16 protein-coding genes are annotated in these 23,358 nt (G+C 75.4%); 2 read left to right on the plus strand and 14 right to left on the minus strand.

What is annotated here, in order from left to right; all coding sequences use genetic code 11:
- Positions 1–117 precede the first annotated feature (117 nt).
- From Ae150APs1_RS13710 to aceA, 4 genes are all read right to left on the minus strand, one after another.
- Positions 118–1,251 carry a bifunctional 2-methylcitrate synthase/citrate synthase gene (locus Ae150APs1_RS13710; RefSeq protein WP_075297939.1) on the minus strand — a complete coding sequence of 378 codons (1,134 nt, stop codon included), beginning with the start codon at positions 1,249–1,251 and terminating at the stop codon, positions 118–120.
- 98 nt (positions 1,252–1,349) lie between these two features.
- Entirely contained in the window at positions 1,350–2,072 is a 723-nt protein-coding gene (locus tag Ae150APs1_RS13715; protein ID WP_075297941.1) for an isocitrate lyase/phosphoenolpyruvate mutase family protein, read from the minus strand.
- Positions 2,073–2,170: 98 nt separating this feature from the next.
- Complete coding sequence (locus Ae150APs1_RS13720; protein ID WP_075297943.1) at positions 2,171–3,052, minus strand: 3-hydroxybutyryl-CoA dehydrogenase; 882 nt, start codon at positions 3,050–3,052, stop codon at positions 2,171–2,173.
- Positions 3,053–3,122: 70 nt separating this feature from the next.
- On the minus strand, positions 3,123–4,415 hold the full coding sequence (gene aceA, locus Ae150APs1_RS13725; RefSeq protein ID WP_075297945.1) for an isocitrate lyase: 1,293 nt from the start codon (positions 4,413–4,415) through the stop codon (positions 3,123–3,125).
- Between the two features lie 207 nt (positions 4,416–4,622).
- On the opposite strand from aceA, the gene Ae150APs1_RS13730 reads away from it, so the two are divergent.
- The gene (locus Ae150APs1_RS13730; RefSeq protein ID WP_029239335.1) at positions 4,623–6,044 is read left to right on the plus strand and encodes a short-chain fatty acyl-CoA regulator family protein; all 1,422 of its coding nucleotides are present in this window, start codon (positions 4,623–4,625) and stop codon (positions 6,042–6,044) included.
- Positions 6,045–6,046: 2 nt separating this feature from the next.
- Here the strand turns inward: Ae150APs1_RS13730 and Ae150APs1_RS13735 are convergent, their stop codons facing one another.
- From Ae150APs1_RS13735 to Ae150APs1_RS13750, 4 genes are read right to left on the minus strand one after another with little or no spacing between them, the layout of a single operon-like run.
- Positions 6,047–6,826 carry an ABC transporter ATP-binding protein gene (locus Ae150APs1_RS13735; RefSeq protein WP_075297947.1) on the minus strand — a complete coding sequence of 260 codons (780 nt, stop codon included), beginning with the start codon at positions 6,824–6,826 and terminating at the stop codon, positions 6,047–6,049.
- On the minus strand, positions 6,823–7,866 hold the full coding sequence (locus Ae150APs1_RS13740; protein WP_075297949.1) for an iron chelate uptake ABC transporter family permease subunit: 1,044 nt from the start codon (positions 7,864–7,866) through the stop codon (positions 6,823–6,825). Before Ae150APs1_RS13740 ends, Ae150APs1_RS13735 begins: the two co-directional genes overlap by 4 nt.
- Positions 7,863–8,891, minus strand: coding sequence for an iron ABC transporter permease (locus Ae150APs1_RS13745; RefSeq protein ID WP_075297951.1), 1,029 nt, complete (start codon positions 8,889–8,891; stop codon positions 7,863–7,865). Before Ae150APs1_RS13745 ends, Ae150APs1_RS13740 begins: the two co-directional genes overlap by 4 nt.
- Positions 8,888–9,928: an ABC transporter substrate-binding protein gene (locus tag Ae150APs1_RS13750; RefSeq protein WP_010226770.1), complete on the minus strand. Its 1,041-nt coding sequence runs from the start codon at positions 9,926–9,928 to the stop codon at positions 8,888–8,890. The genes Ae150APs1_RS13745 and Ae150APs1_RS13750 overlap by 4 nt, the downstream gene beginning before the upstream one ends.
- 153 nt (positions 9,929–10,081) lie before the next feature.
- Here Ae150APs1_RS13750 and Ae150APs1_RS13755 point away from each other — a divergent pair, with 153 nt between their 5' ends.
- Positions 10,082–11,065 (plus strand): ABC transporter substrate-binding protein, encoded by a 984-nt coding sequence (locus tag Ae150APs1_RS13755; RefSeq protein WP_075297953.1) that lies wholly within the window; start codon positions 10,082–10,084, stop codon positions 11,063–11,065.
- Here Ae150APs1_RS13755 and Ae150APs1_RS33580 read toward each other — a convergent pair.
- The 6 genes from Ae150APs1_RS33580 to Ae150APs1_RS13785 are packed head-to-tail and all read right to left on the minus strand — an operon-like array spanning position 11,049 to position 23,357.
- Positions 11,049–17,210 carry a non-ribosomal peptide synthetase gene (locus tag Ae150APs1_RS33580; RefSeq protein WP_075297955.1) on the minus strand — a complete coding sequence of 2,054 codons (6,162 nt, stop codon included), beginning with the start codon at positions 17,208–17,210 and terminating at the stop codon, positions 11,049–11,051. The genes Ae150APs1_RS13755 and Ae150APs1_RS33580 overlap by 17 nt on opposite strands.
- Complete coding sequence (locus Ae150APs1_RS33585) at positions 17,183–19,921, minus strand: AMP-binding protein (RefSeq protein WP_075297957.1); 2,739 nt, start codon at positions 19,919–19,921, stop codon at positions 17,183–17,185. Before Ae150APs1_RS33585 ends, Ae150APs1_RS33580 begins: the two co-directional genes overlap by 28 nt.
- A complete protein-coding gene (locus Ae150APs1_RS33590; protein WP_075297959.1) occupies positions 19,842–21,533 on the minus strand; it encodes a condensation domain-containing protein in 1,692 nt (563 codons plus the stop codon). Before Ae150APs1_RS33590 ends, Ae150APs1_RS33585 begins: the two co-directional genes overlap by 80 nt.
- Before the next feature lie 53 nt (positions 21,534–21,586).
- Positions 21,587–22,465: a siderophore-interacting protein gene (locus tag Ae150APs1_RS13775; protein WP_010231486.1), complete on the minus strand. Its 879-nt coding sequence runs from the start codon at positions 22,463–22,465 to the stop codon at positions 21,587–21,589.
- Complete coding sequence (locus tag Ae150APs1_RS13780) at positions 22,462–22,695, minus strand: phosphopantetheine-binding protein (RefSeq protein WP_010231489.1); 234 nt, start codon at positions 22,693–22,695, stop codon at positions 22,462–22,464. Before Ae150APs1_RS13780 ends, Ae150APs1_RS13775 begins: the two co-directional genes overlap by 4 nt.
- Positions 22,692–23,357, minus strand: a complete 666-nt coding sequence (locus Ae150APs1_RS13785) for an isochorismatase family protein (protein ID WP_075302089.1) — start codon at positions 23,355–23,357, stop codon at positions 22,692–22,694. The genes Ae150APs1_RS13780 and Ae150APs1_RS13785 overlap by 4 nt, the downstream gene beginning before the upstream one ends.
- Between the last annotated feature and the right edge of the window lies 1 nt (position 23,358).

The following is a 23,358-nucleotide window of genomic DNA, read 5'->3' on the forward strand; positions in this document are numbered from 1 at the left end:
TGTCCACGAACTGGGGAGATGTGTTCCATGACACGAATTCGACTGCGATTCAAGACATGCGAAAGACCGGGCGGGCCATGTTGCCCGTCCGGTCTTTCCGACGCGAGAATCAGAGTCTCATCGAATAGCCAGCACCTCCCTCCGCGCCTTTCCTGCGTAGCGCGCGACCGGTCGGATCAGAATGTTGTCGGCCGCCTGCTCGATCACGTGCGCGGTCCAGCCGCTGATTCGCGACACCGCGAACAGCGCGGTGAACATCGGGGTGTCGAAACCCATGAGGTGGAACAGCGAGCCCGCGGCGTAGTCGAGGTTGGGACGCAGGCCCTTCTCCCGGAGCATCGCGCCGGCGAGCACTTCGTAGTGCGCCATCAGTGCCCGCTCGTCGCGCATCTCCGCGACCCGGCGCATGCGGGCGTGCAGGGCGGGGACCCGGGAGTCGCCGCGCTTGTACACCCGGTGACCGAAGCCCATGACCGTGTCGCCGGCCTCGAGCCGTGCGGTCAGCCACTCGTCGACACGGTCGGGGTCGCCGATGTCGTCGAACTGGTTCATGACCGCTTCGTTCGCGCCGCCGTGCAGCTCGCCCTTGAGGGCTCCGAGGGCGGCGACGACCGCGCTGTAGAGGTCCGACCGGGTGGAGGTGACGGTCCGGGCGGCGAAGGTGGAGGCACTGAAACTGTGCTCGGCGTAGAGGATCATTGCAGCCTCGAACGCCCGCACGATCTCAGGCTCGGGAATCGCTCCGAAGGTCATGTGGAAGACGTTCTCGGCATGCCCCAGGTCCTCCCGCGGTGCGATCGGCCGCTGCCCACGGCGGCGCCGCTGGTCCAGCGCCACGACCGTGGGAAGCACCGCGAGCAGGTGCACCGTTTTGTCGGCACTGGCTTCGGCCGAGCGGTCCGTGGTCGCCGGATCGGCGGAGCCGATCCAGCTCACGGCGGTACGCAGTACATCCATCGGGTGGCAGTCGGTGGGCAGCGCCAGCAGGAGCCGCTCCAGTTCCGGGGCGAGCATCCGCTGGGCCCGTTCACGGCGCTCGAGCTCTGCGAGCTCGACGGGGTCCGGGAGTTCCCCGGTCCACAGCAGGTGGGCGACCTCGACGAATGTGTGGCTTTCAGCGAGCTCGGATGCCGGATAACCACGGTAGAGCAGCACGTTGTGGCAGGGATCGACGTCGGAGATCGACGTAGTGTCGGCGGTGACGCCCACCAGGCCACGTCGGACCCGGGTATCAGGAACGTTCTCGGTCATGGACTGTTCTCCTTCAGGAGGGTCGGTGGCCCGGCTCCTCGACGGCGTCGCGACGGACTCCGGGCCGGAGCGCATCGGCGACAACTCGCGGTGCTGCTTCACGCGGGGCCCGGCCGCCACGGCCGGTGGCGGTCCCCGGTGCCCGCGGCGGGGGTGACGGGGTGGATCACGACGTCCATGCCGAAGGTGGCGAGCTGCGGGACGGTGAGCGGCGGGACGGAGGTCGGGTCGCTGCCGGCGACGGTGGTCGTTGTCGTGGTCGTGGTCGTGGTCGCCAGCAGCGGGACGGAGAGGGCCTCGCGGAACACCGTGTAGGCGGTGTCCGAGTTCGGCGCCTCGACGACGATCAGGTCCGCCCCCGCGCCGACACAGGCGCGGGCACGATCGACGCTGTCGATGAGCCCACCCTCGGCACGGACGGTCGTGCGGGCCCCGATCAGGAAGTCCGGGTCGCGGCGAGCGCGTACGGCGGTGCGGACCCGGGCGGTCACGTCGTCGGCGTCGGCCGGACCGGGCCCCGAGGACCGTTCGCCGGTGACGACATCGTCCAGATACACCCCTGTCGCGCCGGCTTCCTCGAGCACCTGGACGGTGTGGGCGAGCGCGGCTCGGCTGTGGACGTCTGCGGCCGCGTTGCCCAGATCGACGAGGACCGGCAGCGATGTGGCCTGCACGACCTCGGCGGTCCTGGCGACGATCTCCGGCAGACCGGCCGGTGCGGTCGTCGGCCGGCCGACCTGCGTGGCGAGCAGATCCCAGGAGAGGTGGACCCCGTCGAGACCACAGGCCGCGCTCCGCGGGGCCGCGGCGGAGGTCGTCACGGTGTGGAATCGCAACAGCCCTGCGCCGCACCGGGTCCATCGCAGCGCCGCGCGTAGCCCGGCCCGCCTGCGGAGCGGTGGAACGTCGGTCTGCAGCATCAGGGGGCTCCCGCTGCCGGGCTGGGATAGGCGTGGAAGCCGCGGCCGGTCTTGCGTCCGAGCAACCCGGCCTGAACCATCCGCCGCAGCAGCGGTGGTGGTGCGTAGAGGGGCTCGCGGTCCTCGGCATACATCGACTCGGCGATCGCGGCGACGGTGTCGAGACCGATCAGGTCGGCGAGCTCCAACGGCCCCATCGGGTGTGCGCAGCCGAGTCTCATCCCGGAGTCGACGTCGGCGGGGGTGGCCCGGCCGACCTCGACCATCCGCACTGCGGCGAGCAGATAGGGCACCAGCAGTGCATTCACCACGAACCCGGCCCTGTCCGCCGCCGAGATCGTCTGCTTGCCGAGCCGATCGACGACGAAGGTCTCGACCCGCTCCCGGGTACGCGGCGACGTCGTCAACGAACCGACCACCTCCACCAGCGGCAGGACCGGGACCGGGTTGAAGAAGTGCAGCCCGACGACGTTGCCAGGACGCTCGCTGCCCTGTGCCAGCTTCATGATCGGGATCGAGCTGGTGTTCGAGGCGATGATCGCCGACGGGTCGGCGAGTGCCTTGTCGATCCCGGCGACCAGATCGCACTTGACGAGTTCGTCCTCGATCACGGCCTCGATCACGAGTTGCCGGTCGGACAGGTCTCCGAGATCGACCGCGAAACGCAGTCGATCGGCGGTCGCGTCCCGCTCGGCAGCGGACAGCCTGCCCCGCGCCACCGCGCGGTCGAGCGAGGCGAGAATCCTCTCCCTGCCGAGATCGGCCGCGTCCTTGCCCTGTTCGACCACCAGGACATCGCATCCTGCGCGGGCGCACACCTCGGCGATGCCCGCGCCCATCTGACCGGCGCCGACGACGCCGACCCGCTCGATCTCGCTCACGACTCCTCCGTGTGCAGTGGGATCGGGCTCGCCGGGGACCACTGGCCCCGGCCCCCGGCGGGCGAAGGGGTCAGTGGGTGAACTGCTCGGCCTCGGTCGACCCTGCCAGCGCCGTCGTCGACGACTCCGGGTTGACCGCGGTGGAGACCGCGTCGAACCAGCCCGTCCCGACCTCGCGCTGGTGCTTGACCGCGGTGTAGCCGTCGGCCTCGGCCGCGAACTCGCGCTCCTGCAGCTCGACGTAGGAGGTCATGCCGTTCACGGCGTAGCCACTGGCCAGGTCGAACATCGAGTGGTTCAGCGCGTGGAAGCCCGCCAGGGTGATGAACTGGAACGCGTAGCCCATCGCGCCCAGCTCGCGCTGGAAGCGGGCGATCGTGTCGTCGGCGAGGTGCTTGCGCCAGTTGAACGACGGCGAGCAGTTGTAGGCCAGCATCTGGTCCGGGAACTCACCCTTGATCGCCTCGGCGTACTTGCGGGCCAGGTCCAGGTCCGGGACCGAGGTCTCCATCCACAGCAGGTCCGAGTACGGGGCGTAGGCCAGGCCACGGGTGATGCACGGGTCGATGCCGCCGGTCACCCGGCGGAAGCCCTCCGCGGTGCGCTCCCCGGTGAGGTACGGCCGGTCGCGCTCGTCGACGTCGGAGGTGATCAGGTTGGCGGCCTGTGCATCGGTCCGGGCCACGATCACCGACGGCACGTCGGCGATGTCGGCGGCCAGCCTGGCCGCGTTCAGGGTGCGGACGTGCTGCGAGGTCGGGACCAGCACCTTGCCGCCGAGGTGGCCGCACTTCTTCTCCGACGCGAGCTGGTCCTCCCAGTGCACGCCCGCGGCACCGGCGGCGATCATGCCCTTCATCAGCTCGAAGGCGTTCAGCGGACCGCCGAAGCCCGCCTCGGCGTCGGCGACGATCGGCGCGAGCCAGTGCGGGTCGACGTCCTCGCGCCGCTCGAGCGTGGTGATCTCGTCGGCCCGCAGCAACGCGTTGTTGATGCGGCGCACCACCGACGGCACCGAGTTCGCCGGGTACAGGCTCTGGTCCGGATAGGTCTGGCCGGCCAGGTTGGCGTCGGCCGCGACCTGCCAGCCGGACAGGTAGATCGCCTCCAGGCCCGCCCGGACGCTCTGCACCGCCTGGTTGCCGGTCAGGGCTCCCAGCGCGTGCACGTAGTCCCGCTCGTGCAGCAGGTCCCAGAGACGCTCGGCGCCGAGCCGGGCCAGCGTGTGCTCCTCGCGGACGCTGCCGGACAGCGCCACCACGTCCTCGGCGGTGTGACCGCGGGTGATGCCCGCCCAGCGGGGGTCCTCAGACCACTGCCGGGTCAGCTCGTCGATCCGCTCCTGCCGGGTGCTCCCGGTCATGTCGTGCTCCTTCTGCGAAGTCTCGTTCGTGCGTCGCCTCACGTGACGGCCGGGGGTGACCGGACGCCGCGTCGGCTCTCGAACGGGGTGTGACCAGCTTCGGAGTGCGAACGGTGATCAGCGACGGTGGCGTCGTGCCAACTTCTGCATATCTTCCGGGGCGATTCTGCGAATCTTGCGAACACCGATCTTCGCTAGCATCCGGGCATGGCTGCCACAGGTGTCCCGGGAACCCGGCTCCGAAGCCTGCGGGAGACGCGGTCGATGAGCCAGGCGTCGCTCGCCCGCACGCTGGGGATCTCGCCGAGCTACCTGAACCAGATCGAGCACGGGTCCCGCCCGCTCACGGTGCCCGTCCTGCTGCGGATCACCGAGGTGTTCGGGGTCGACGCCGCGTTCTTCGCCGCGCGCCGCCCCGAGCGGCTCGTCGCGGAGCTGCACGAGGTGTTCGCCGAGACGACGACACCGGCCGGGGCGGTGTCGCCGACCGAGATCGAGCGGCTCGCCGCCGAGATGCCGACCGCCGCCGACGCGGTGCTGGAGCTGTACCGGCGGTGGCGGCGGGCCGACGAGCACCTCGCCGCGGCGACCGACTCCCCGCGCGACGGCAGCGACCGGGTCCGGTCCGCGTCCCCGCACGAGCAGGTGCGCGACTTCTTCTACCGGCGGCGCAACCACATCGCCGACCTCGACGACGCGGGCGAGGAGCTCGCGGCGGAGATCGGTGTACGTCGCGGCGAGGTCCGCCGGGCGCTGGCCGAGCGCCTGCGCGGCCGACACGGGGTGAGCATCGCCGGCCTGGACGACACCGATCCCGAGGGCGCCGGCGAGCTGCACAGCTACGACCGCACGCACCGGGTGCTGCGCCTGTCGCCCACCCTGCGGCCCGGCCAGCAGGCGTTCCGGATGGCGACCCAGCTCGGCTTCCTGGAACAGGACCACGTCATCGACGCGCTCGCCGCCGAGGACTCCGGCGACGAGGCGACCCGCACCCTCACCCGGATCGGGCTGGCCCGCTACTTCGCCTCCGCGCTGACGCTCCCCTACGGAGAGTTCCGGGCCACGGCCGAGGAGTTCCGGTACGACGTCCAACGGCTCGCCGACCACTTCGGACAGGGTTTCGAGACGATCTGCCACCGCCTGTCGACCCTGCAGCGGCCGTCCGAGCCGGGCGTGCCCTTCTCGTTCGTGCGGGTGGACCGGGCGGGGAACATGTCGAAACGCCAGTCGGCCAGCGGGTTCCACTTCTCGCGGGGCGGCGGGACCTGCCCGCTGTGGAACGTGTACCACGCCTTCACCGCGCCAGGGGAGATCCACGTGCAGGTCGCGTCCATGCCGGACGGTGCCCGCTACCTGTGGGTGGCCCGCACCGTGCACGGCTCACGGCGGCGCTGGGGCAGCCCGGGCAAGACGTTCGCGATCGCTCTGGGCTGCGAGCTCCGGCACGCCCACCGGCTCGTCTACTCCGCCGGGCTGGATCTCGACGACCCCGCCGCGGCCACCCCGATCGGCGCCGGGTGCCGGGTGTGCAGCCGGGACGCGTGCCCGCAGCGCGCGTTCCCGCGGCTGGACCACGCCCCGTCGATCCAGGAGGACCGCAGCACGTTCGTGCCGTACCCGACCGGCTGAGCTCAGCGCGGGCACGGCAGCACCAGCGGTGTCCCGGTGAGCGGGTCCGGCATGACGAGCGCGTCCACCCCGAACACCGACGACACGAGCTCGGAGGTGACGACGTCGGACGGGGCGCCCTCGGCGACGATCCGCCCGTCCGACATCGCGATCAGGTGGTGCGCGTAGCGCGCGGCGAGCTCCAGGTCGTGCAGCACCATCACGACCGTCCGCCCCTGCCCGGCGTTGACCCCGCGCAGCAGCTCCAGGACGTCGAGCTGGTGGGCGAGATCGAGGAACGTCGTCGGCTCGTCGAGCAGCATCGTCTCCGGGCCCTGGGCGAGCACCAGCGCGATCCAGGCGCGCTGGCGCTGCCCGCCCGAGAGCTCGGCGACGGGCCGGTCGGCGAGGTCGTCCAGCCCGGTCGCGGCCAGGGCGGCGGCGACGGCGCGCTCGTCGTCGGCGGACCACTGCCGGAACCAGCGCTGGTGCGGGTGCCGCCCGCGCCCGACGAGATCGGCGACGGTGATCCCGTCGGGGGTGGCCGGCTGCTGGGGCAGCACGCCGATCCGCCGGGCCACCTCGGTCGCGGGCAGCCCGGCGAGCTCGGCGCCGTCGAGCAGTACCCGGCCGCCGTGCGGGCGCATCAGCCCGGCGAGCCCGCGCAGCAGCGTCGACTTGCCGCACGCGTTCGGCCCGACGATCACGGTGATCCGCCCGTCGGGGATCGTGACGGACTCGCCGTCGACGACCATCGTCGCGGCCGTGTAGCCGAGGCGGAGGTCCTGGCCGGTCAGCGTCATCCGCTCGCTCCGATCCGGTTGCTGCGCACCAGCAGTGCGATGAGTACGGGCGCACCCACGAGCGCGGTCAGCACCCCGACCGGGAGCTCGCGGGGCAGGAACGCGGTGCGGGCCACCAGGTCGGCCGCCACCACGACGAGAGCTCCCGTCCCGGCCGACGCCAGCAGGCCGGGACTGCGCTCGGCCAGCACCCGTCGCACGATCTGCGGTGCGACGAGCGCGACGAAGCCGACCGGCCCCGCCGAGGCGGTCGCGACCGCCGACAGTCCGACGGCGCAGGCCAGCAGCACGGCACGGGCCCGGCCGATCCGGGGCGAGAGCGACCGGGCGAGGTCGTCGCCCAGCTCCAGCACCTGCAACCGCCGGGTCAGGCCCAGCACCGGTGGCAGCAGCAGGCACAGGCCCAGCGCGACCGGCACGACGTCCGGCCACGACCGGCCGGACAGGCTCCCCACCAGCCAGATCGCCGCCTGGTGGGCGGCATTGACGTCGGCCCGGCCGAGCAGGAACGTCGCCGCCGCGCTGAGGATCGCGGCGACGCCGATCCCGACCAGCACGAGCCGGTAGCCGGAGAACCCGTTCCGGTAGGCGATCGTGTACACCGCGACGGCGGCGACCCCGGCCCCGGCGAGCGCCCCGCCGGTCACCCAGGCGGCGGAGGCCCCGAACCCGATGATCATCACGATCGCACCGGCCGAGGCCCCCGCGTTGATCCCGATGACGTCCGGGCTGACCAGCGGGTTGCGCGCGATCCGCTGGAACAGGGCGCCTGCGACCCCGAACGCCGCGCCGACCAGCACCCCGGTGATCGCGCGGGGCAGCCGGTGGTTCACGACGACGTCGTAGGTGAGCAGCGTGCCGTTCCCGGCGAGCGTGTCGAGCACGGTCGCGAGCGGCATCGGGTACTCGCCGACCGTCGTCGCCCACAGCGCGACGGCGACCGCAGCCGGCCAGACCGCTGCCCCGAGCAGCAGCCCGCGGACACCCACCCGCGCGGAGACCGGGCCACGGCGGAACACGAGCGTCCCCGGCGCGCTCACAGGGCGGCCACCTTCCGCGTCCGCACGAGGTGCAGGAACACCGGGCCGCCGAGCACGGCCGCGGTCACCCCGATCTGCACCTCCTCGGGTGCGATCACCACCCGGCCCGCGACGTCGGCGAGCAGCACGAGGCCCGCCGCGAGCAGCGCGGGCACCGGCAGCACCCACCGGTGTGCGGTGCCCACCAGCGCCCGCGCGGCGTGCGGTGCGACCAGCCCGACGAACGCCACGGGCCCCGCGACCGCCGTCGCCGTCCCGGCCAGGACGACGACCGCCACCAGCCCGGTGAGTCGGGTGAGGCCGGGCCGGGCACCGAGGCTGCGGGAGGTGTCCTCGCCGAGCGCGACGGCGTCGAGGCGCCGGACCAGCGCGACCGCGAGCAGCACCCCGGCGACGGCGAACGGCACGGCCTGCCCGACCGTGAGGAGATCGGCGCGGGCCAGCGAGCCGACGATCCAGTACCGGAACCGGGCGAACAGCTCCCGGTCGAGCAGCACGACCGCCGACGTCGCCGCCGTGATCAGCGCACTGACCGCGGCTCCGGCCAGCGCCAGTTTCACCGGGGTCGCGCCGTCGCGCCCGGACCCGCCGATCGCGTAGACGGCGAGCGCCGCCAGCGCACCGCCCAGGAAGCCGAACCAGACGTGGCCGGCCAGCGAGCCGATGCCCGCCGACGCCATCACGAGGATCATCGCCCCGGCCGCACCGGCGTTCACCCCGAGCGTGCCCGGCCCGGCGAGCGGGTTGCGGGTGATCCCCTGTGCCACGGCACCCGCCAGCCCGAGGCAGGCGCCGGTGATCAGGCCGGCGAGCGTCCGCGGCAGCCGCACGTGCCGGACGACGATGTCGGCCGGCGAGCCGCCGAACCGCAGGAGCCCGTCGGCCAGCTCCGCCCAGGACAGCGGCCGGGCACCGACCTTCATCGACAGCACGGTGGCGGCGGCGACCACGAGCAGCCCGCCCGGCACCGCCCACGGAGCGGCCGGCCGGGGCCGGAGCACCGGAGCGGGGGCGGTCGCCGTCACTCGGGGTGGACCAGGTCCGCGACCCGCTCGGCGGCGTGCGGACCGCGGATACCGGCAGCACGGTCGGCGAAGAGGAACGGGAAGACCTTCCCCTCACGCACCGCGGTGCTGCCGGACAGCGCGGGGTCGTCGCGGACCTTCTGCACGTCGGCCTCGCCGTCGGCGACGGTCGTCGTGGCGTCGCAGCAGGTCGAGGTGAGGATGACGTCCGGGTCCCTGGCGATCAGCTCCTCCTTGGACACCGCGACGTGGCGCCGCTCGCGGAGGTCGGCGAAGGCGTTCTCGGCGCCGGCCATCTCCAGCACCCTGGTGCCGAAGTCGATCCCGGAGGCGACCCGGTAGCTGCCGTCGTCGTCGTTGAGCAGGATCGCGACCGACGGGCGCGGCCTGCCCGCCACCCGCTCCTCGACGGCCGTCGCCCGGGCCTGCAGGTCGGCGACGAGCTCCTCGGCCCGCTCCTCGACGCCGAACACCCGGCCGAGACCGCGGAGGTCCTCGTGGACGGTCTCCATCGACACCTGGTCGGGGTCGATCGCCTCGTCGGACAGTCCGTCCGCGGAGGGACACAGCGGCGCCGAGATCCAGCTCTGCACACCGAGCCCGGCGAGGTCGGCCCGGGTGCTGATGCCCTCGGTCCCGGAGGTCGCGAACGCGTTGTTGTAGCCGGACATGACGAAGTCCGGGGTCGCCGCCAGCAGGGCCTCGCGGGTCGGGAGGTCCGGCACGTAGGGCACCCCGGCCTGGGCCTCGGCGTAGGGCTCGAGCACCTGCGCGTCGAGGTAGGCGGTGCCGACGAGCCTGTCGGACAGGCCCAGCGCGTGGACGGTCTCGATCGCCGGCTGGTAGAGGGCGTAGATCCGCTCCGGCGGGCCGGGAACGGTGACGGGAAGGCCGCAGTTCGTCTCGGTGACGGCCCCGGCCGCCGCCGGGTCGGCCGCCTCCGGGGCGGGCGGGCCGCCGCAGCCTGACAGTACGAGGGCCGCCGCGGAGAGCAGGGCGGCCGGGACCAGACGGCGCGGAACGGGTCGGGTGCGCACGGGACCTCCACTGCGAGCGAACCGCATAAAAGATGACAAGTTGTTCATATGTGACAACTGTCCGGTCGCGCCAGAGCTGCGGGGGCAGAGTCCGGAAGATCACGCCGAAGGCGGACCCTTGCCCGACAAGGCTAGGCTCGCTTTACTCGGGACATGCCGCTCCTCGTCGCACCCGACGCCACCGCCGGGCCGATCAGCCGCCGGGACCTCCTGGGGCTCGCCGCCGGCTCGGCCGCCCTGCTCACCCTGTCCGCCTGCGGATCCGGCGGGCAGGCGCCCGCCGGGGCGACCCGCACGGTCGACGGCGCGTCCGGCCCGGTCGAGATCCCGGTCTCCCCGCAGCGGGTGGCGGCGACGGACTTCTACACGACCTACGCCCTGCTCGACGTCGGGTTCACCGTCGTCGCGACCGCGGAGGCCACCGTCGGCGGCGTGCTGCCGGGCCTGCAGTCCGCCTACGACGCCCTTCCCAAGGTCGGCAAGCCGCAGGAGCTGTCGTACGAGGCGATCGTGGCGCAGCGCCCGGACCTGATCCTCGGGACGATGGTGCCGGGTCTGGCCGAGGACCTGCCCGAGCGCCTCGGCGCGGTCGCCCCGACCCTGCTGTTCGCCGCCGGCGGCGCCCCCGGGACCTGGCAGGAGCGGGCCGTCCGCGCCGCCGACGCCGTCGGGCGCGGCGCCGAGGCGGAGGCGCTGCGCGGCCGCTACGAGCAGCGCGCCCGCGAGATCGGTGAGCGGCACCGCGACCTGCTGGGCAGGATCCGGATCGGCCTGGTCCGCGGCGGTCCGCCCGGCACCGCGCTGGTCGACCTGCCGCAGTCGTGGAGCGGCGTGGTGCTGGGCGCGATCGGGGCGCGGCTGCCCGCGGTCGCCGAGGGCAGGCCGGGTGCGTCGGAGCGGATGTCCTACGAGGAGATCGGTGTCCTCGACGACTGCGACGTGCTGCTGCACCTCGCCGACACCCGCGGCGGCGTCGACGGCAACACCACGCGGATGCTGCAGGCGCCGACGTTCCGGGCGCTGCGCGCGGTGCGGGCCGGGAACCTGCACCCCCTGCCGAACTACTACGTCTCGCACTACGGTCAGGGGCTCGCCGTCCTCGACGAGCTCGACCGGATCCTCACCGGGACGGCCTGACCCCCGGCAGCCGGGTCGCGCCCGCCAGGGCGAGCAGGCAGAACCCGAGCACCCACCAGAACGTCTGCCCGAACGCGGCGGCGCTCGCACCCGGGCCGAGCGCCGCCAGCCGGGACTGCAGGATCACCGCCACCAGCGCGGTGCCGACCGACCCGCCGAGCGTGTTCAGCAGGTTCAGCGCGCTCGCCGCGCGCGGGATCATCTCCTTCGCCATGGTCCGGTAGACCAGCGCCATCACCGGTGCCCCGATCAGCGCTCCTCCGGCGCCCCGGACCAGCAGCGACGCGGCGACCAGCGCGTCGGCCGGGCCACGGTCGAGCTGCGTGAACACCACCGTCCCCAGCGCGACCATCGCGATCCCGGCGAGCACCAGGTTCCGCGGCGCGATCCGGTCCACGAGCCGATTGACCAGCAGCGACCCGGCGAGCGCCCCGATGCCCTGGGGCGCGAGAAGCAGGCCGGTCTCCCAGGCGTCGAGCCCGCGGCCGGACTGCAGGTAGAGCGGGAGCAGGAAGGTCGCGCCGAACACCGACAGCCCGAGGATCACCAGTGCGAGCGCGGCCGGGCCGAACGGGCTGCGCGCGAAGAGCCGCGGGTCGATCAGCGGGGTGCCGCGGAACCGGAGGCCGTGCAGCACGAACAGCCCCAGCATGGCCAGCCCGGCGAGACACACCGGCACCCCGGGCAGCGCGCCGCCGGTGCGCTCGACCTCCGTCAGGCCGAGGACGAACACCGCGAGGCCGGGTGAGAGCAGCAGCGCACCGCGGACGTCGAACGCCGTCCCGCGGGCCGCCGCGGAGTCGCGCGGCACCAGCAGCACGGCCGCCACCGCCGCGGCCAGGCCGATCGGCAGGTTCACGTAGAACAGCCACGGCCAGCTCGCGACGCCGAGGATCGCCCCGCCGGCGAGCGGGCCGAGCACCGGCGAGAGCAGCGGGACGACACCGACGATCGCGATCATCCAGCCGATCCGCCGGGGCCCGGCGAGGCGGGCCAGCACCGCCTGCCCGGTCGGTGGGAGCAGCCCACCGGCCAGACCCTGCAGGATCCGGAACGCGACCAGCGACGTCAGCGACCAGGCCAGCGCGCACAGCGCCGACGCCACGACGAAGCAGAGCACGGCCACGATCCAGGTCCGGCGACCGCCGAACCGGTCGACCAGCCAGCCCGACGTGGGGACGGCCGCGACCACGGCGAGCAGGTACGCGGTGCTCACCCACTGGATCTCGACCAGGGTCGCGTCGAACTCGGCGGACAGGGTGCTCACCCCGACCGCGACGATCGTCGCGTCCAGGGTGGCCATGAACGCGCCCAGGACCAGCACGAACGCGGCCCGCACCAGCGGCGCGTCGATCCGGTCCGAGGTCTCCGGGGCCGCGCCGCTCATCCGGCGGTCCCCTCCCCGGCCAGGGCCACCAGCTCGTCGCGCAGGAGCCCGGCGAACACGGCGATCCGGTCCGCACCGAACAGCGCCTCCGGCCAGGTGAACCGGACGGCGAGGGTGAGCGCGCCGTCCCCGCCGTCGGCGGTCGCGAGCGCGTTCACCGCCAGCTCGTGCGGGAACGGCATCGCGGCCGGGTCGCCGGAGCCGAGCGCGCCGGCGTCGGCCGGGGCCCGCCACGGCTCGTCCGCACCGGTGGGCGCGGTGAACCGGCCCAGGTAGTTGACCGTCACCCGGGGCCGGACGGCGTCGCCGAGCGGCCGGTCCGGCGCGTCCCACAGCAGGCCGTGGCCGAGGCCGTCCCCGGCGGCCCGCAGCTGGGCACCGACCGCCGCCGGCCCCCCCGGTACCGGGGCGGACCAGCGCCGGGGTGACCGTGGTGAACCAGCCGACGGTCCGGGACAGGTCGAGCACGCCGGTGCCGTCCGGGTCCGTCGCCGGACGGCCGTGGCCCTGCAGGTCCACGAGCAGCTCCGGCTCGCCGGTCCGGCCGCGCCAGCGGTGCGCGGCCCGGGCCAGCGCGGTGAGCAGCACCGCGTCGGGTCCGGTGCCGTGCGCGACCGGCAGCGTCGTCAGCACGGCCGCCGTCGTCGCCGGGTCGAGCCGGATCTCGTGGTGCCGCGCGGTGGCGGCGGTGTCGCGACCGGGGTCGAGGGCGACCTCACCCCAGCCGGGGTCGGCGGCGGCCGTCACCGCCCGCCAGTGCGGGAGCTCCGCGCGGCGGGCGTCGGTGGCCGCGTGCAGCGCCCGGGCCCAGCCGACCCAGGTCCGCCCGACCGGTGGCAGCGCGGGCGTCGCGCCGGCCGCGACGGCCCGGTGGGCCTGCGCGAGGTCGTCGAGCAGCACCCGCCACGACACCGGGTCGACGACGAGGTGGTGTGCCAGGAGCACCAGCCGGCCCGGCCGGTCCGGTCCGACGTCCAGCCACTCGGCACGCAGCAGCGGGCCGCGGTACGGGTCGAGCCCGTCCCGTGCGGCGGCGATCCGCCGGTCCGCGACCGCCCTGGCGTCGTCGCCGGGCGCGAGCGCGGTCCGGACGAGCACGTCGGCGCCGGTGACGGCGCCCGGACCGGGGACCCGCAGCACCGGTTCACCACCGGTGTCCGGCACGGCGAGGTGCGCCCGGAGGGCGTCGTGCCGCACCAGCAGCGCGTCCAGGACGGCGTGCCAGAGCGTCACGTCGCCGCCCGCGGGCACGACGGTCTCCGTCCACTGGCAGTACCCGGCGGACGGGTCACCGGGCCGGCCGCTGCCGCCCCGGCGGAGCAGGTCGCGCATCACCGGGGTGAGCGGCGCGTCGCCGGTGAGCGGTCCGGCGTCGGCGGGGGTGTCGGCGGCGGGGACCGATCGGATCGCCATCCCGGCCGCCGTGCCGCCGTCGAACACGTCGCGGGCGGTCAGCAGCCGGCCGGCCCGGCGGGCCCGGGAGATCACCTGCAGCGAGACGATGCTGTCGCCGCCGGCGGCGAGGAAGTCGTCGTCGGGGCCGATCGTGTCGTCGTCGAGGACGTCGCGCAGCACGCCGAGCAGGATCCGCTCGGCCTCGGTCGCGGGCTCCCGGGACGGCCCGGCCGTGACGCGGTCCGGCGCGGGCAGGGCGTCGCGGTCCAGCTTCCCGGCCGGTGTCAGCGGCAGCCGGTCGAGCAGCACGAGGTGGGTGGGCACCATGTGCGCGGGCAGCTCCGCGGCGAGCGCGGCCCGCAGCGCCTCCACGGCGGGGGCGGCGCCGCCGGCCGGCACGACGTAGCCGACCAGCCGGTCGTCACGCACGACCACGGTGGCGGCGCGGACACCGTCCTGGGACCCGAGCACGGTCTCGATCTCGCCGAGCTCGATCCGGAACCCGCGGATCTTCACCTGGTGGTCGGCCCGGCCGAGGAACGCGATCTGCCCGTCCGCCCGCAGGTGCACCAGGTCACCGGTGCGGTACATCCGCTCGCCGGGCGCACCGAACGGGTTCGCGACGAACGACGACGCGGTCTCCCCCGGCCGCCCCAGGTAGCCGCGGGCCAGCCCGGCGCCGGCCAGGTACAGCTCGCCGGTGCGGTCCGGGCCGACCGGCTGCAGGCCGCCGTCGAGCACGTAGGCGCGGATGCCCGGGTCGGGCACGCCGATGGGCAGCGGCCCCGGGTCGTCCGGGTCGTACGCCCAGGCCACCGCGTTGATCGAGACCTCGGTGGGGCCGTAGCAGTTGACCAGCCCACGGCGGGCGCCCCAGCGTCGCGCGAGCGCCGGGTCGAGCCGCTCCGCCCCGACGAGCAGGGTGATGTCCGGTGGCAGCGTGCGGTCGTCGGGCATCGCGGCGAGGAACGACGGCAGCAGGTTCGCCAGCGTGACCCGCTGGGCGGCGATGTGGTCGAGCAGCGCATCCGCCGAGTCACGGACCTCGGCCGGTGCGACGACCGAGGTCCCGCCCGAGGCGAGCGCGATCACCGTCTGGAAGAAGGCCACGTCGAAGCTGGTGGAGGCGAACTGCAGCACGCGGTCGTCGGGCGTGGCCCCGAAGGTGCCCTCGGACAGCAGGACCAGGGCGGCCAGGCCGCGGTGCGGCACGCCGACCGGCTTCGGACGACCGGTCGTGCCCGAGGTGAAGATGACGTACGCGAGCCGGTCCGGGTCGTAGGGCGGCAGTGGCGGGCCGTCGCCGCCCGCGAGCACCTCGTCCAGCCGGATCCGCGGCACGCCACGCTCGGCGAGCAGGCGTTCCGCGTCGCCGCCGGTCGTGGCACCGACGGTGAGCGCCGCGACCGGGGCCGCGTCGGACACCATCGTCTCCAGCCGGGCCTGCGGGTAGGCCGGATCGAGCGGCAGGTAGACCGCACCGGCGCGGAGGATGCCGATGATCGCCAGCGGCATCTCGACGTCCCGGTCGAGCAGCACCGCGACCGGCTGCTCGGGCCGCACCCCGCGGCGCACCAGCTCGCGGGCCAGCGCGTCGGCCCGGGCGTCCAGCTCGGCGTAGGTGAGCACCCGGTCCCGGCACTGCACCGCCGGGTGGTCCGGCCGGGAGGCGACCCAGCCGGCGAACCGTTCGGCGAGGGTGAAGGTCGCACCCGGGCCGCCGTCGGCGACGCGGAGGGCCTCGGCGCGGGCCGCGGGATCGAGCAGCGGCAGCGCCGTCGCCGGACGCTCGGGGTCGGCGACCAGCTCGTGGAGCACGGTGTGCAGGGCGTGGCCCAGCGCGCGGACCGCGCCACCGCTCAGGGCCGCGGGCTGGTACCCGAGGCCGATCACGATCTCGTCGTCCGGGATCACGACGACGGTCAGCGGGTAGTGCGTCGCGTCGGCGATCTCGACCCCGGCCAGGACGGGGCCCGGGCCGGGGCCGGCGGCCGGACGGCGCTCGGCGGCCGGGAAGTTCTCCATCACCAGCATCGTGTCGAACAGGTCGCCGGCACCGGCGTCGCGCTGCACGTCCGGCAGCCCCACGTGATGGTGCTCGGACATCGCGACGGACCGGTCGTGCACCGCCCCGAGCACCGCGGCCGCCGTGTCCCCCGGTGCCCAGCGGACCCGCACCGGGACGGTGTTGCCGAGCTGCCCGACCATCCGCTCGACGCCGGGGACCTCGGCCGGGCGACCGGAGACCGGCTGTCCGAACAGGACGTCGCGGCGGCCGGTCGCCCGGCCGAGGACGATCCCCCATGCGGTGTGCAGCACCGCGGTCAGGGTGACGCCGCGCTCCCGGGCGAACCGGCGCAGCGACGCGCTGAACCCCGCGCCGAGCGCGACGGGGTGCCGCTCGGGCCGGGCGACCGTCGTGCCGGTCGCGCCCGGCGCGATCCGGGTGCCCTCGTCGACGCCGTCGAGCAGCTCGCGCCAGGCCCGGCGGCCGGCGTCGTGGTCACGGGCGGCGAGCCAGGCGAAGTGGTCGGCGACCGGCGGCGGGGGCGGGACGGCCGGGCCGCCGCCCAGCTCGTCGTGGATCGAGATCAGGGCCTTCCCGACCAGCGGCATCGACCAGCCGTCGAGCAGCGCATGGTGGTTCGTGATCGCCAGCCGGTGGTCGCCGGGCCCGAACCGGGCCAGCAGGAACCGGATCAGCGGCGGGCGGGCCGGGTCGAAGGGCCGGGCCTGCTCGGCCGCGGCCACCCGGGCGAACGCGGCGGCCGGGTCGTCGTCCCCGGTCAGGTCGGCGAACCGCCAGTCGAGGTCGACACCGGCCGGGACGACCTGGACGACCCGGCCGTCGTCGAGCGCGGCCAGGTGGATCCGCAGCGACGGGTGCCGGCGCAGCAGCTCCGCCGCCGCCGCGCGCATCCGGTCCGGGTCGAGGTCCCCAGCCAGGGTGACGACGGCCTGCACCACGTAGACGTCGGTGTCGCCGTCGGCGAGAGCCATGCTGTGGAACGACAGCCCGGCCTGCAGCGCGGTCGCCGGGAGCACGTCGGCGACCGGGCGCTCCTGCTGGAGCTCGTCGATCGTGGCCTGGTCGAGCTCGACCAGCGGCAGATCGGACGGGGTGAGCCCGCCGTCGCCGGTGCCGAGCCCGGCGGCGTGCGCGGCCAGCCCGGCGACGGCGGCGGCGAAGGCGCGCTGCACCTCCGCGACCCGGTCCGGGCCGAGTGCGGCACCGGCGGCGGTCCACTCGACGGAGAGGCACTCACCGCTGGCTCCGCCGGTCAGGAAGCAGTTCAGCGCGAGCAGCTGCTCGAGGGCCTTGCCGGGCGGCTCCGTCACCGCGAACGCCGAGCCCTCCGGCATCCGCCAGCCCGCCCCCGGCGACGCGGCGACGCGGCGACGCGGCGACGCGGCGACGCGGCGAACCGTCCCAGGTAGTTGACCAGCACGTCCGGCGGGGCGTCGGCGCCGAGCTCCGCGCGGGTGCGCGGGTCGAGCCACCGGAGCACGCCGTGTCCCGAGCCGTCACCGGGGACGGCGCGGGCGGCCTCCTTCGCCGCGCGCAGCAGGCGGCCGGCGGCGGGCCCGCCGGCGAGCGCCTCGCGCAGCGCGTCCGGGCCGGCGACCTCCCCGAGCGGGAGCCGGACCGGGTGCTCGACGGTGAACCAGCCGACCGTCCCGGCCAGGTCCAGACCGGCGGACTCGCGGCCGTGGCCCTCGGTGCCGACCGTGACGGCGTCGGTCGTTCCCGTGACGGTGCGCAGGGCGAGGGCGAGCGCGGCCAGCAGCACCTCGTCGACACCGGCCCGGTAGGCGGCCGGCAGCCGCTCGACCAGCGCGGCGGTCTGCCCGGCGTCGAGCACGGTCCGGTCGTGGCGTGCGGTGGCGACGGTGTCGCGCCGCGGGTCCAGTGGACGGTCCCCGATCCGGACGGTCGCGGCGGCGGCGGACCGCCAGTACGGCAGCTCGTCGCGGCGGGCCCCGCTCTCGCCCTGCTCGGCGAGCACGCCCGCGTGCCGCCGCCAGGACGCGCCGGTGCGGGGCAGCGCGGGATCGTCCCCCCGGGCCGCGGCGGTCCACGCGCGGTGCAGGTCGGGCAGCAGCACCCGCCAGGAGACGCCGTCGGCGGCGAGATGGTGGACGACGACGAGCAGCCGGTCCGGGGTGCCCTCGCCGGTCCGGGCCAGCAGCACCCGGATCAGGTCCGCCGCGGCGGGATCGAGCTCCCCGGCCAGCAGCCCGGCGAGGTCGGCGACCCGGTCGTCGGTGAGCGGCCCGGTCGCGGCCTCCCGGAACGCCCGGGCGGCGTCGACGGCACCGGCCGGGAGCACGGCCGGCACCCCGTCCACGCAGCGCAGGCGCAGCGCGTCGTGCCGGTCCAGCACCGCGCCGACGGCGGCGGCCAGGTCCGGGGTGCGGGCCGGGACGTCGATCCGCAGCGCGGTCCACTGGGCGTACCCGGCGATCGACGCCGGGTCGCGGTTCGGGGCGAGCAGCCCGCGGACGATGGGGGGCGCCGGGACCGGGCCGGTCGGCTCGTCCGGGACCACGTCCGGGCCGGTGGCGGCCGGGGTGGCGGTACCGCTCATGGCGGCGAGTGCCGCCAGGCTGCGCCGGGCCAGCAGGTCCCGCGGGCGCAGCTCCAGCCCTGCCTCGCGCAGCCGGGAGCCGACGGCGATCGCGGAGATCGAGTCGCCGCCAAGGGCGAGGAAGTCGTCGTCCACGTCGACCCGCTCGGTGCCCAGCACCCCGGCGACGACGTCGTGCAGCGACCGCTCGGCGTCGGTCGCGGGGGCCCGGGAGGCGGCCGACGGCGCCGGTGCCGGCAGCGCCGCCCGGTCGAGCTTGCCGTTGACCGTGGTCGGGAGGGCGTCGAGGACCAGCACCGCGGACGGCACGAGGTGCTCGGGCAGGCGCGCGGCGAGCGCGTCGCGCACGGCGTCCGGGGTGAGGTCGCCGGTCACGTAGCCGACGAGCCGGTCACGGCCGGCGTCGGCGCGGACCGTCACGGCGGCGGCGCCGACCCCGGGCACCGCGACCAGCTCGGCCTCGACCTCGCCGAGCTCGACCCGGTAGCCGCGGATCTTGACCTGGCCGTCGTCGCGGCCGAGGAACTCCAGGCCCGCGCCGGTGAGCCGGGCCCGGTCACCGGTGCGGTACATCCGCCCCGGCCCGAACGGGTTCGCGACGAACCGTTCCGCGGTCGTGCCGGGCCGGTCCAGGTAGCCGAGCGCGAGGTGCGGACCGGCCAGGTAGAGCTCGCCGGGCTCGCCCACCGCGACCGGCTCCAGCGCGGCGTCGAGCAGGTGGGCACGGGTGCCCGCCAGCGGGAGGCCGATCGTCGGGTGCTCGCCGGTGACGGGCGCGAGGGTCGCGTCCACGGTGGCCTCGGTCGGGCCGTAGAGGTTGTAGGCGGTGATGCCGGACGCTGCGACCCGGCGCCACAGCGGCGCCGGGGTGGCCGCGCCGCCGAGGACCAGCAGCACGGGGCGGTGCTCGCCGTCCAGCAGCCCGGCGTCGAGCAGCGGCCCCGCCAGCGACGGCGTGGTGTCGACGACGTCGATCCGGTCGGCACGCAGCGCCGCTGCGAGTGCCTCGCCGTCGCGGACCAGGTCGGTGTCGTAGAGGTGCAGCTCGTGCCCGGTCAGCAGCCAGGTCAGCTGGTCCAGCGCCGCGTCGAAGGCGAACGAGTAGGTGTGCGCGGCGCGCAGGCCACGCCCTACCGCGCGTTCCGCCTCCGCGACGAGGGTGCCGCGGTGGTGGTGCACCAGCCCGGCGAGGCCGCCGGCGCGGGCGAGGACGCCCTTGGGGCGGCCGGTGGAGCCGGACGTGTAGAGCACGTAGGCCGGGCGGTCCGGGTCGAGCGGCCCGGTCGCCGCGGGCCCGGCCGGGAGCGGTCCGGTCGGGTCGAGGACGGCGCAGGCGGGCGCCGGCAGGTCGGCGACGGTCTCCGGGGTGGCCAGCAGCAGGTCCGGGCGGGCGTCGTCGAGCAGGTCACGGCGCCGCTGCGGCGGGTGTGCCGGATCGAGCACCAGGAACGCGGCCCCGGCGTCGAGCACGGCGAGCAGTGCCACGACGAGCGCGGGTTCGCGGGGGCAGCGACACCGCGACCACGTCGCCCGGTCCGAGCCCCCGCCCGCGCAGCGCGGCGGACAGCTCCCGGACCCGCCCGACCAGCTCGCCCGCGGTGAGGCGGACGCCCGCGTGCACGAGCGCGGGCCGGTCCGGGTCCGCGGCGAGGTCGTCGAGCAGCTCCGGCAGGTCCTTCGGCGTGCCGGCCGGGGCCGGGCGGTCGAGCGCGGCGAGGGCCTGGTCCCGCTCGTCGGGCGCGAGCAGCCGCACCGTGCCGACCGGGGGCAGACCGGGCCCGGCGAGCGCGGTGAGCAGGTCGGCCAGCGCGTCGAGACGGCGGCGCAGCACCGGCTCGTCGTTGGTGCGGGCGTCGGCCTCGAAGCCGAGGAGCAGGCCGCCGGCCGCGGTGGGGGTGGCGGTCAGGCCGAGGTCCTCCGGCGGGCCGCCCGCCACGTTCACGAGCACGCCGGTCGACCCGCCCAGCCGGACACCGAAGTCGAACGACGCCTTCAGGTTGATCCCGCGCCCGTGCAGCAGCTCGCCCGACCCGGGCAGCTCCCGGGGCAGGTCCTCGCCACGGAACCGCTGGTGCGCGCGGACGTCGCGCAGCGCCGCGGCGGTGCGGCGGCCCAGCTCGTCGAGCCGGTCCCCGGGGCGCACCGCGAGCCGGAGCGGCAGCACGTTGACCATCATCGCCGGGGTGCGCAGCGCCGCGGACCCGGTACGGCACATCAGCGGGAGCGCGAACACCACGTCGGTGCGGCTCTCCAGCCGGTGCAGGAACGCGGCGTACCCGGCGATGACCAGCTCACCCCAGGTGACGCCGGCGCCGTCGGCGACCTCCTTCAGGCGGGCGATCGTGTCCGGGCCGAGCTCGCGGTGCGCGGTCACGGTCGCCGCGGCCGGGCCGTCCGGGGGCGGCGGGCCGCCCGGGGCCTCGGGCAGCGGGGTCAGCAGGTCCCGCCAGAACGCCCGGTCCTGCCCGGCCTGCTCGCCCGCCCGGTACTCCAGGTCGGCGGCGACGAGGTCCGCGAACGGCCGGAACGGGCACCGCGGCGGCTCCTCCCCGCGGACGGCGGCGGTGTAGCGGGCCCCGATCCGGCGGCAGAGCTGGGTGGCGGAGTAGCCGTCGAACACCAGGTGGTGGCCGAGTTGCAGGTAGTGGACCTCGGTGTCGCCGAGCACCGCGACCGACGGCCGGAACAGCGACCGGCCGGTCATGTCCCGGCAGCCGGCGGCGAGCCGGGCCCGCTCGGCGGCGACGAGGTCGCGGGCCGCGGCGTGCGGGTCGGGGTCGTCCCGCAGGTCGACGACGGGTGGCGGCGGGACCGGGTCCGGGTCGACGTACTGCCGCGGGCCGTCCGGTGTGGTCACCAGCCGCAGGCGCAGCGTCTCCGCCTCCTCCACGGTCGCCCGGACCGCCTCGACCAGTGCCGGGACGTCGACCGGGGTGTCACCGGAGATCTGTAGGACGTCGCCGACCACGTAGTACGGCGAGTCCGGCTCCAGGCGCTGGGCGTTCCAGATCCCCAGCTGGGCGCCGGTGAGTTCCAGCAGGCCGTCCCCGGCGGTGCTCCCCGTGTCCACGTCGGTCCGGACGGTCGCCGTGCTCAACAGATCTCCCTCGCTCGCGGTGTCCCGGCGCCCGCGGCGCGGGCGGCCGGTCCTCAGTGGCCGTGGCCGTGCTCGTCCTCGTCGTCGCCGTGGTCGTCGAAGTCGGTGACGCCGCGCTTCCAGTAGCCGGTGACGTCGCGGTCCGCCGCGTCGAGGCCCAGCTCGTCGCGCAGGAAGCGGCGCAGCGGCTTGATCGCCGTCGTCTCCCCCGCCACCCAGGCGAAGACGCGCGCGTCCGCGGGCGGGCGCACCGCCGTCACCGCCTTCTCCAGGGCGTCCGACGTCCCGGCGGGCACGTCGCCGCGGTGCACCCAGCGCACCTCGACGCCGTCCGGCGCCGACATCGGGAGCTCATCGGCGGCGTCGGTGACCTCGACGAACGCCCGTCCGCGAGCGTCGGCGGGGAGCCGTTCGAGGATCCGGGCGATCGCGGGCTGCGCGGTCAGGTCGCCGGCGAGCAGGTAGTGGTCGTAGCCGTGCGGGATCGCGAGCCCGCCGGGCGGGCCGGCCACCGGGATCCGCTCGCCCGGCGCCACGGTGCGCACCCAGTCCGAGGCGAGGCCGCCGTCGTGCACCACCAGGTCGATGTCCAGCTCACCGGCGTCCGGGTCGTGCCGGCGCACGGTGTACTCGCGCGACACCGGCCGCGGGCGCGGCCAGTTCAGCATGTCGCCGTCCTGCTCGGGCAGGCGCAGCACGCCGTCCTCGCCGGGGAACACCAGCCGCACGTGCTCCTCGTCGCAGTGGCTGTGGAACCCCGCGAGCCCGGGACCGCCGAGGGTGAGCCGCACCATCGACGGGCCGACCGGCGCGGTCCGCAGGACCTCCAGCTCGCGCAGCAGGATCGGGTACGGCACCTTCGTCGCCCCGGTCTCCCGGCCGTAGGCTGTCGCGAGGTTCCCGGCGACGTCGCCGCGGTCCGCCCGCTTCACGCCGCACCCCGGACGATCTCGATCCAGCGGCTCAGTACGGGCTCCTCGGCCAGGTCCGGGAACTCCAGTGCCGGGGCGCCGCCGTCGCGCCAGCGCTCGACGAGCGTCATGATCCGCATCGAGTCGAGGCCCCGGTCGAGGAGGTCCTCCTCGGGGTCGATCCCCTCCGGCGCGACGCCCAGCAGCTCGGCGACGTCGGACCGGATCCGCTCCGCGGTCGGCGCGCTCATCCGCCCACCCCGGCCGGGGTGGCGGCGAACGCCCCGAGGACGTCGGCGGTGCCGGTCACCACGCCACAGCGCTGGGCGACGTACTCGCACGCGGCGTCGTGGTGGCGGCGGGAGAAGTCGGCGACGGCGTCGGCCACCAGGAACGGGGCGACGTCGCGCATGAACGCCTCGACGGCGGTCGCCTGGCAGCCGATGTGCGCGTAGATCCCGGTGACGAGCAGCTGGTCCCGGCCGCCCTCGGCGAGGCGCTCGGCGAACGTGCTGCGCTGGAACGCGCTGTAGCGCCACTTGGTGAGGACCTCGTCGCCGGGCTGCGGCGCGAGCTCGTCGACCACGTCGGCGGCGGCCGGGTCGTCGTCGATCACCGCGCCGATCCCGTCACCCCAGAAGTCGGTGAGCAGCCCGCGGTCGGCGGGGTCCTGCCGGCCCGGCTGGGCGGTGTAGAACACCGGCACGCCGCGCTCCCGGCAGGCGGCCAGCAGGGCCGCGATGTTCGCGACGACCTCCGGGACCGGGGAGCCGGCGTAGAGCGCCAGGAAGTAGCACTGCATGTCGTGGACCAGCAGCGCGGCCCGGGACGCGTCCGGCTGCCACGCGACCCGTCCGGCCGGGCGCTCGGCCGGGGCCGGCAGCGGGTAGGGCTCGATCCGGGGCAGGGACATC

Source organism: Pseudonocardia sp. Ae150A_Ps1, from assembly GCF_001932315.1.
In the GTDB taxonomy this organism is placed as follows: Bacteria; Actinomycetota; Actinomycetes; order Mycobacteriales; family Pseudonocardiaceae; genus Pseudonocardia.

Excerpts from the sequence above, each read along its gene's own strand:
- Ae150APs1_RS13710 (WP_075297939.1), bottom strand. The coding sequence starts at position 1,251 with ATGACCGAGAACGTTCCTGATACCCGGGTCCGACGTGGCCTGGTGGGC.
- aceA (WP_075297945.1), bottom strand. The coding sequence starts at position 4,415 with ATGACCGGGAGCACCCGGCAGGAGCGGATCGACGAGCTGACCCGGCAG.
- Ae150APs1_RS13730 (WP_029239335.1), top strand. The coding sequence starts at position 4,623 with ATGGCTGCCACAGGTGTCCCGGGAACCCGGCTCCGAAGCCTGCGGGAG.
- Ae150APs1_RS13735 (WP_075297947.1), bottom strand. The coding sequence starts at position 6,826 with ATGACGCTGACCGGCCAGGACCTCCGCCTCGGCTACACGGCCGCGACG.
- Ae150APs1_RS13755 (WP_075297953.1), top strand. The coding sequence starts at position 10,082 with ATGCCGCTCCTCGTCGCACCCGACGCCACCGCCGGGCCGATCAGCCGC.
- Ae150APs1_RS33580 (WP_075297955.1), bottom strand. The coding sequence starts at position 17,210 with ATGCCGGAGGGCTCGGCGTTCGCGGTGACGGAGCCGCCCGGCAAGGCC.
- Ae150APs1_RS13780 (WP_010231489.1), bottom strand. The coding sequence starts at position 22,695 with ATGAGCGCGCCGACCGCGGAGCGGATCCGGTCCGACGTCGCCGAGCTG.
- Ae150APs1_RS13785 (WP_075302089.1), bottom strand. The coding sequence starts at position 23,357 with ATGTCCCTGCCCCGGATCGAGCCCTACCCGCTGCCGGCCCCGGCCGAG.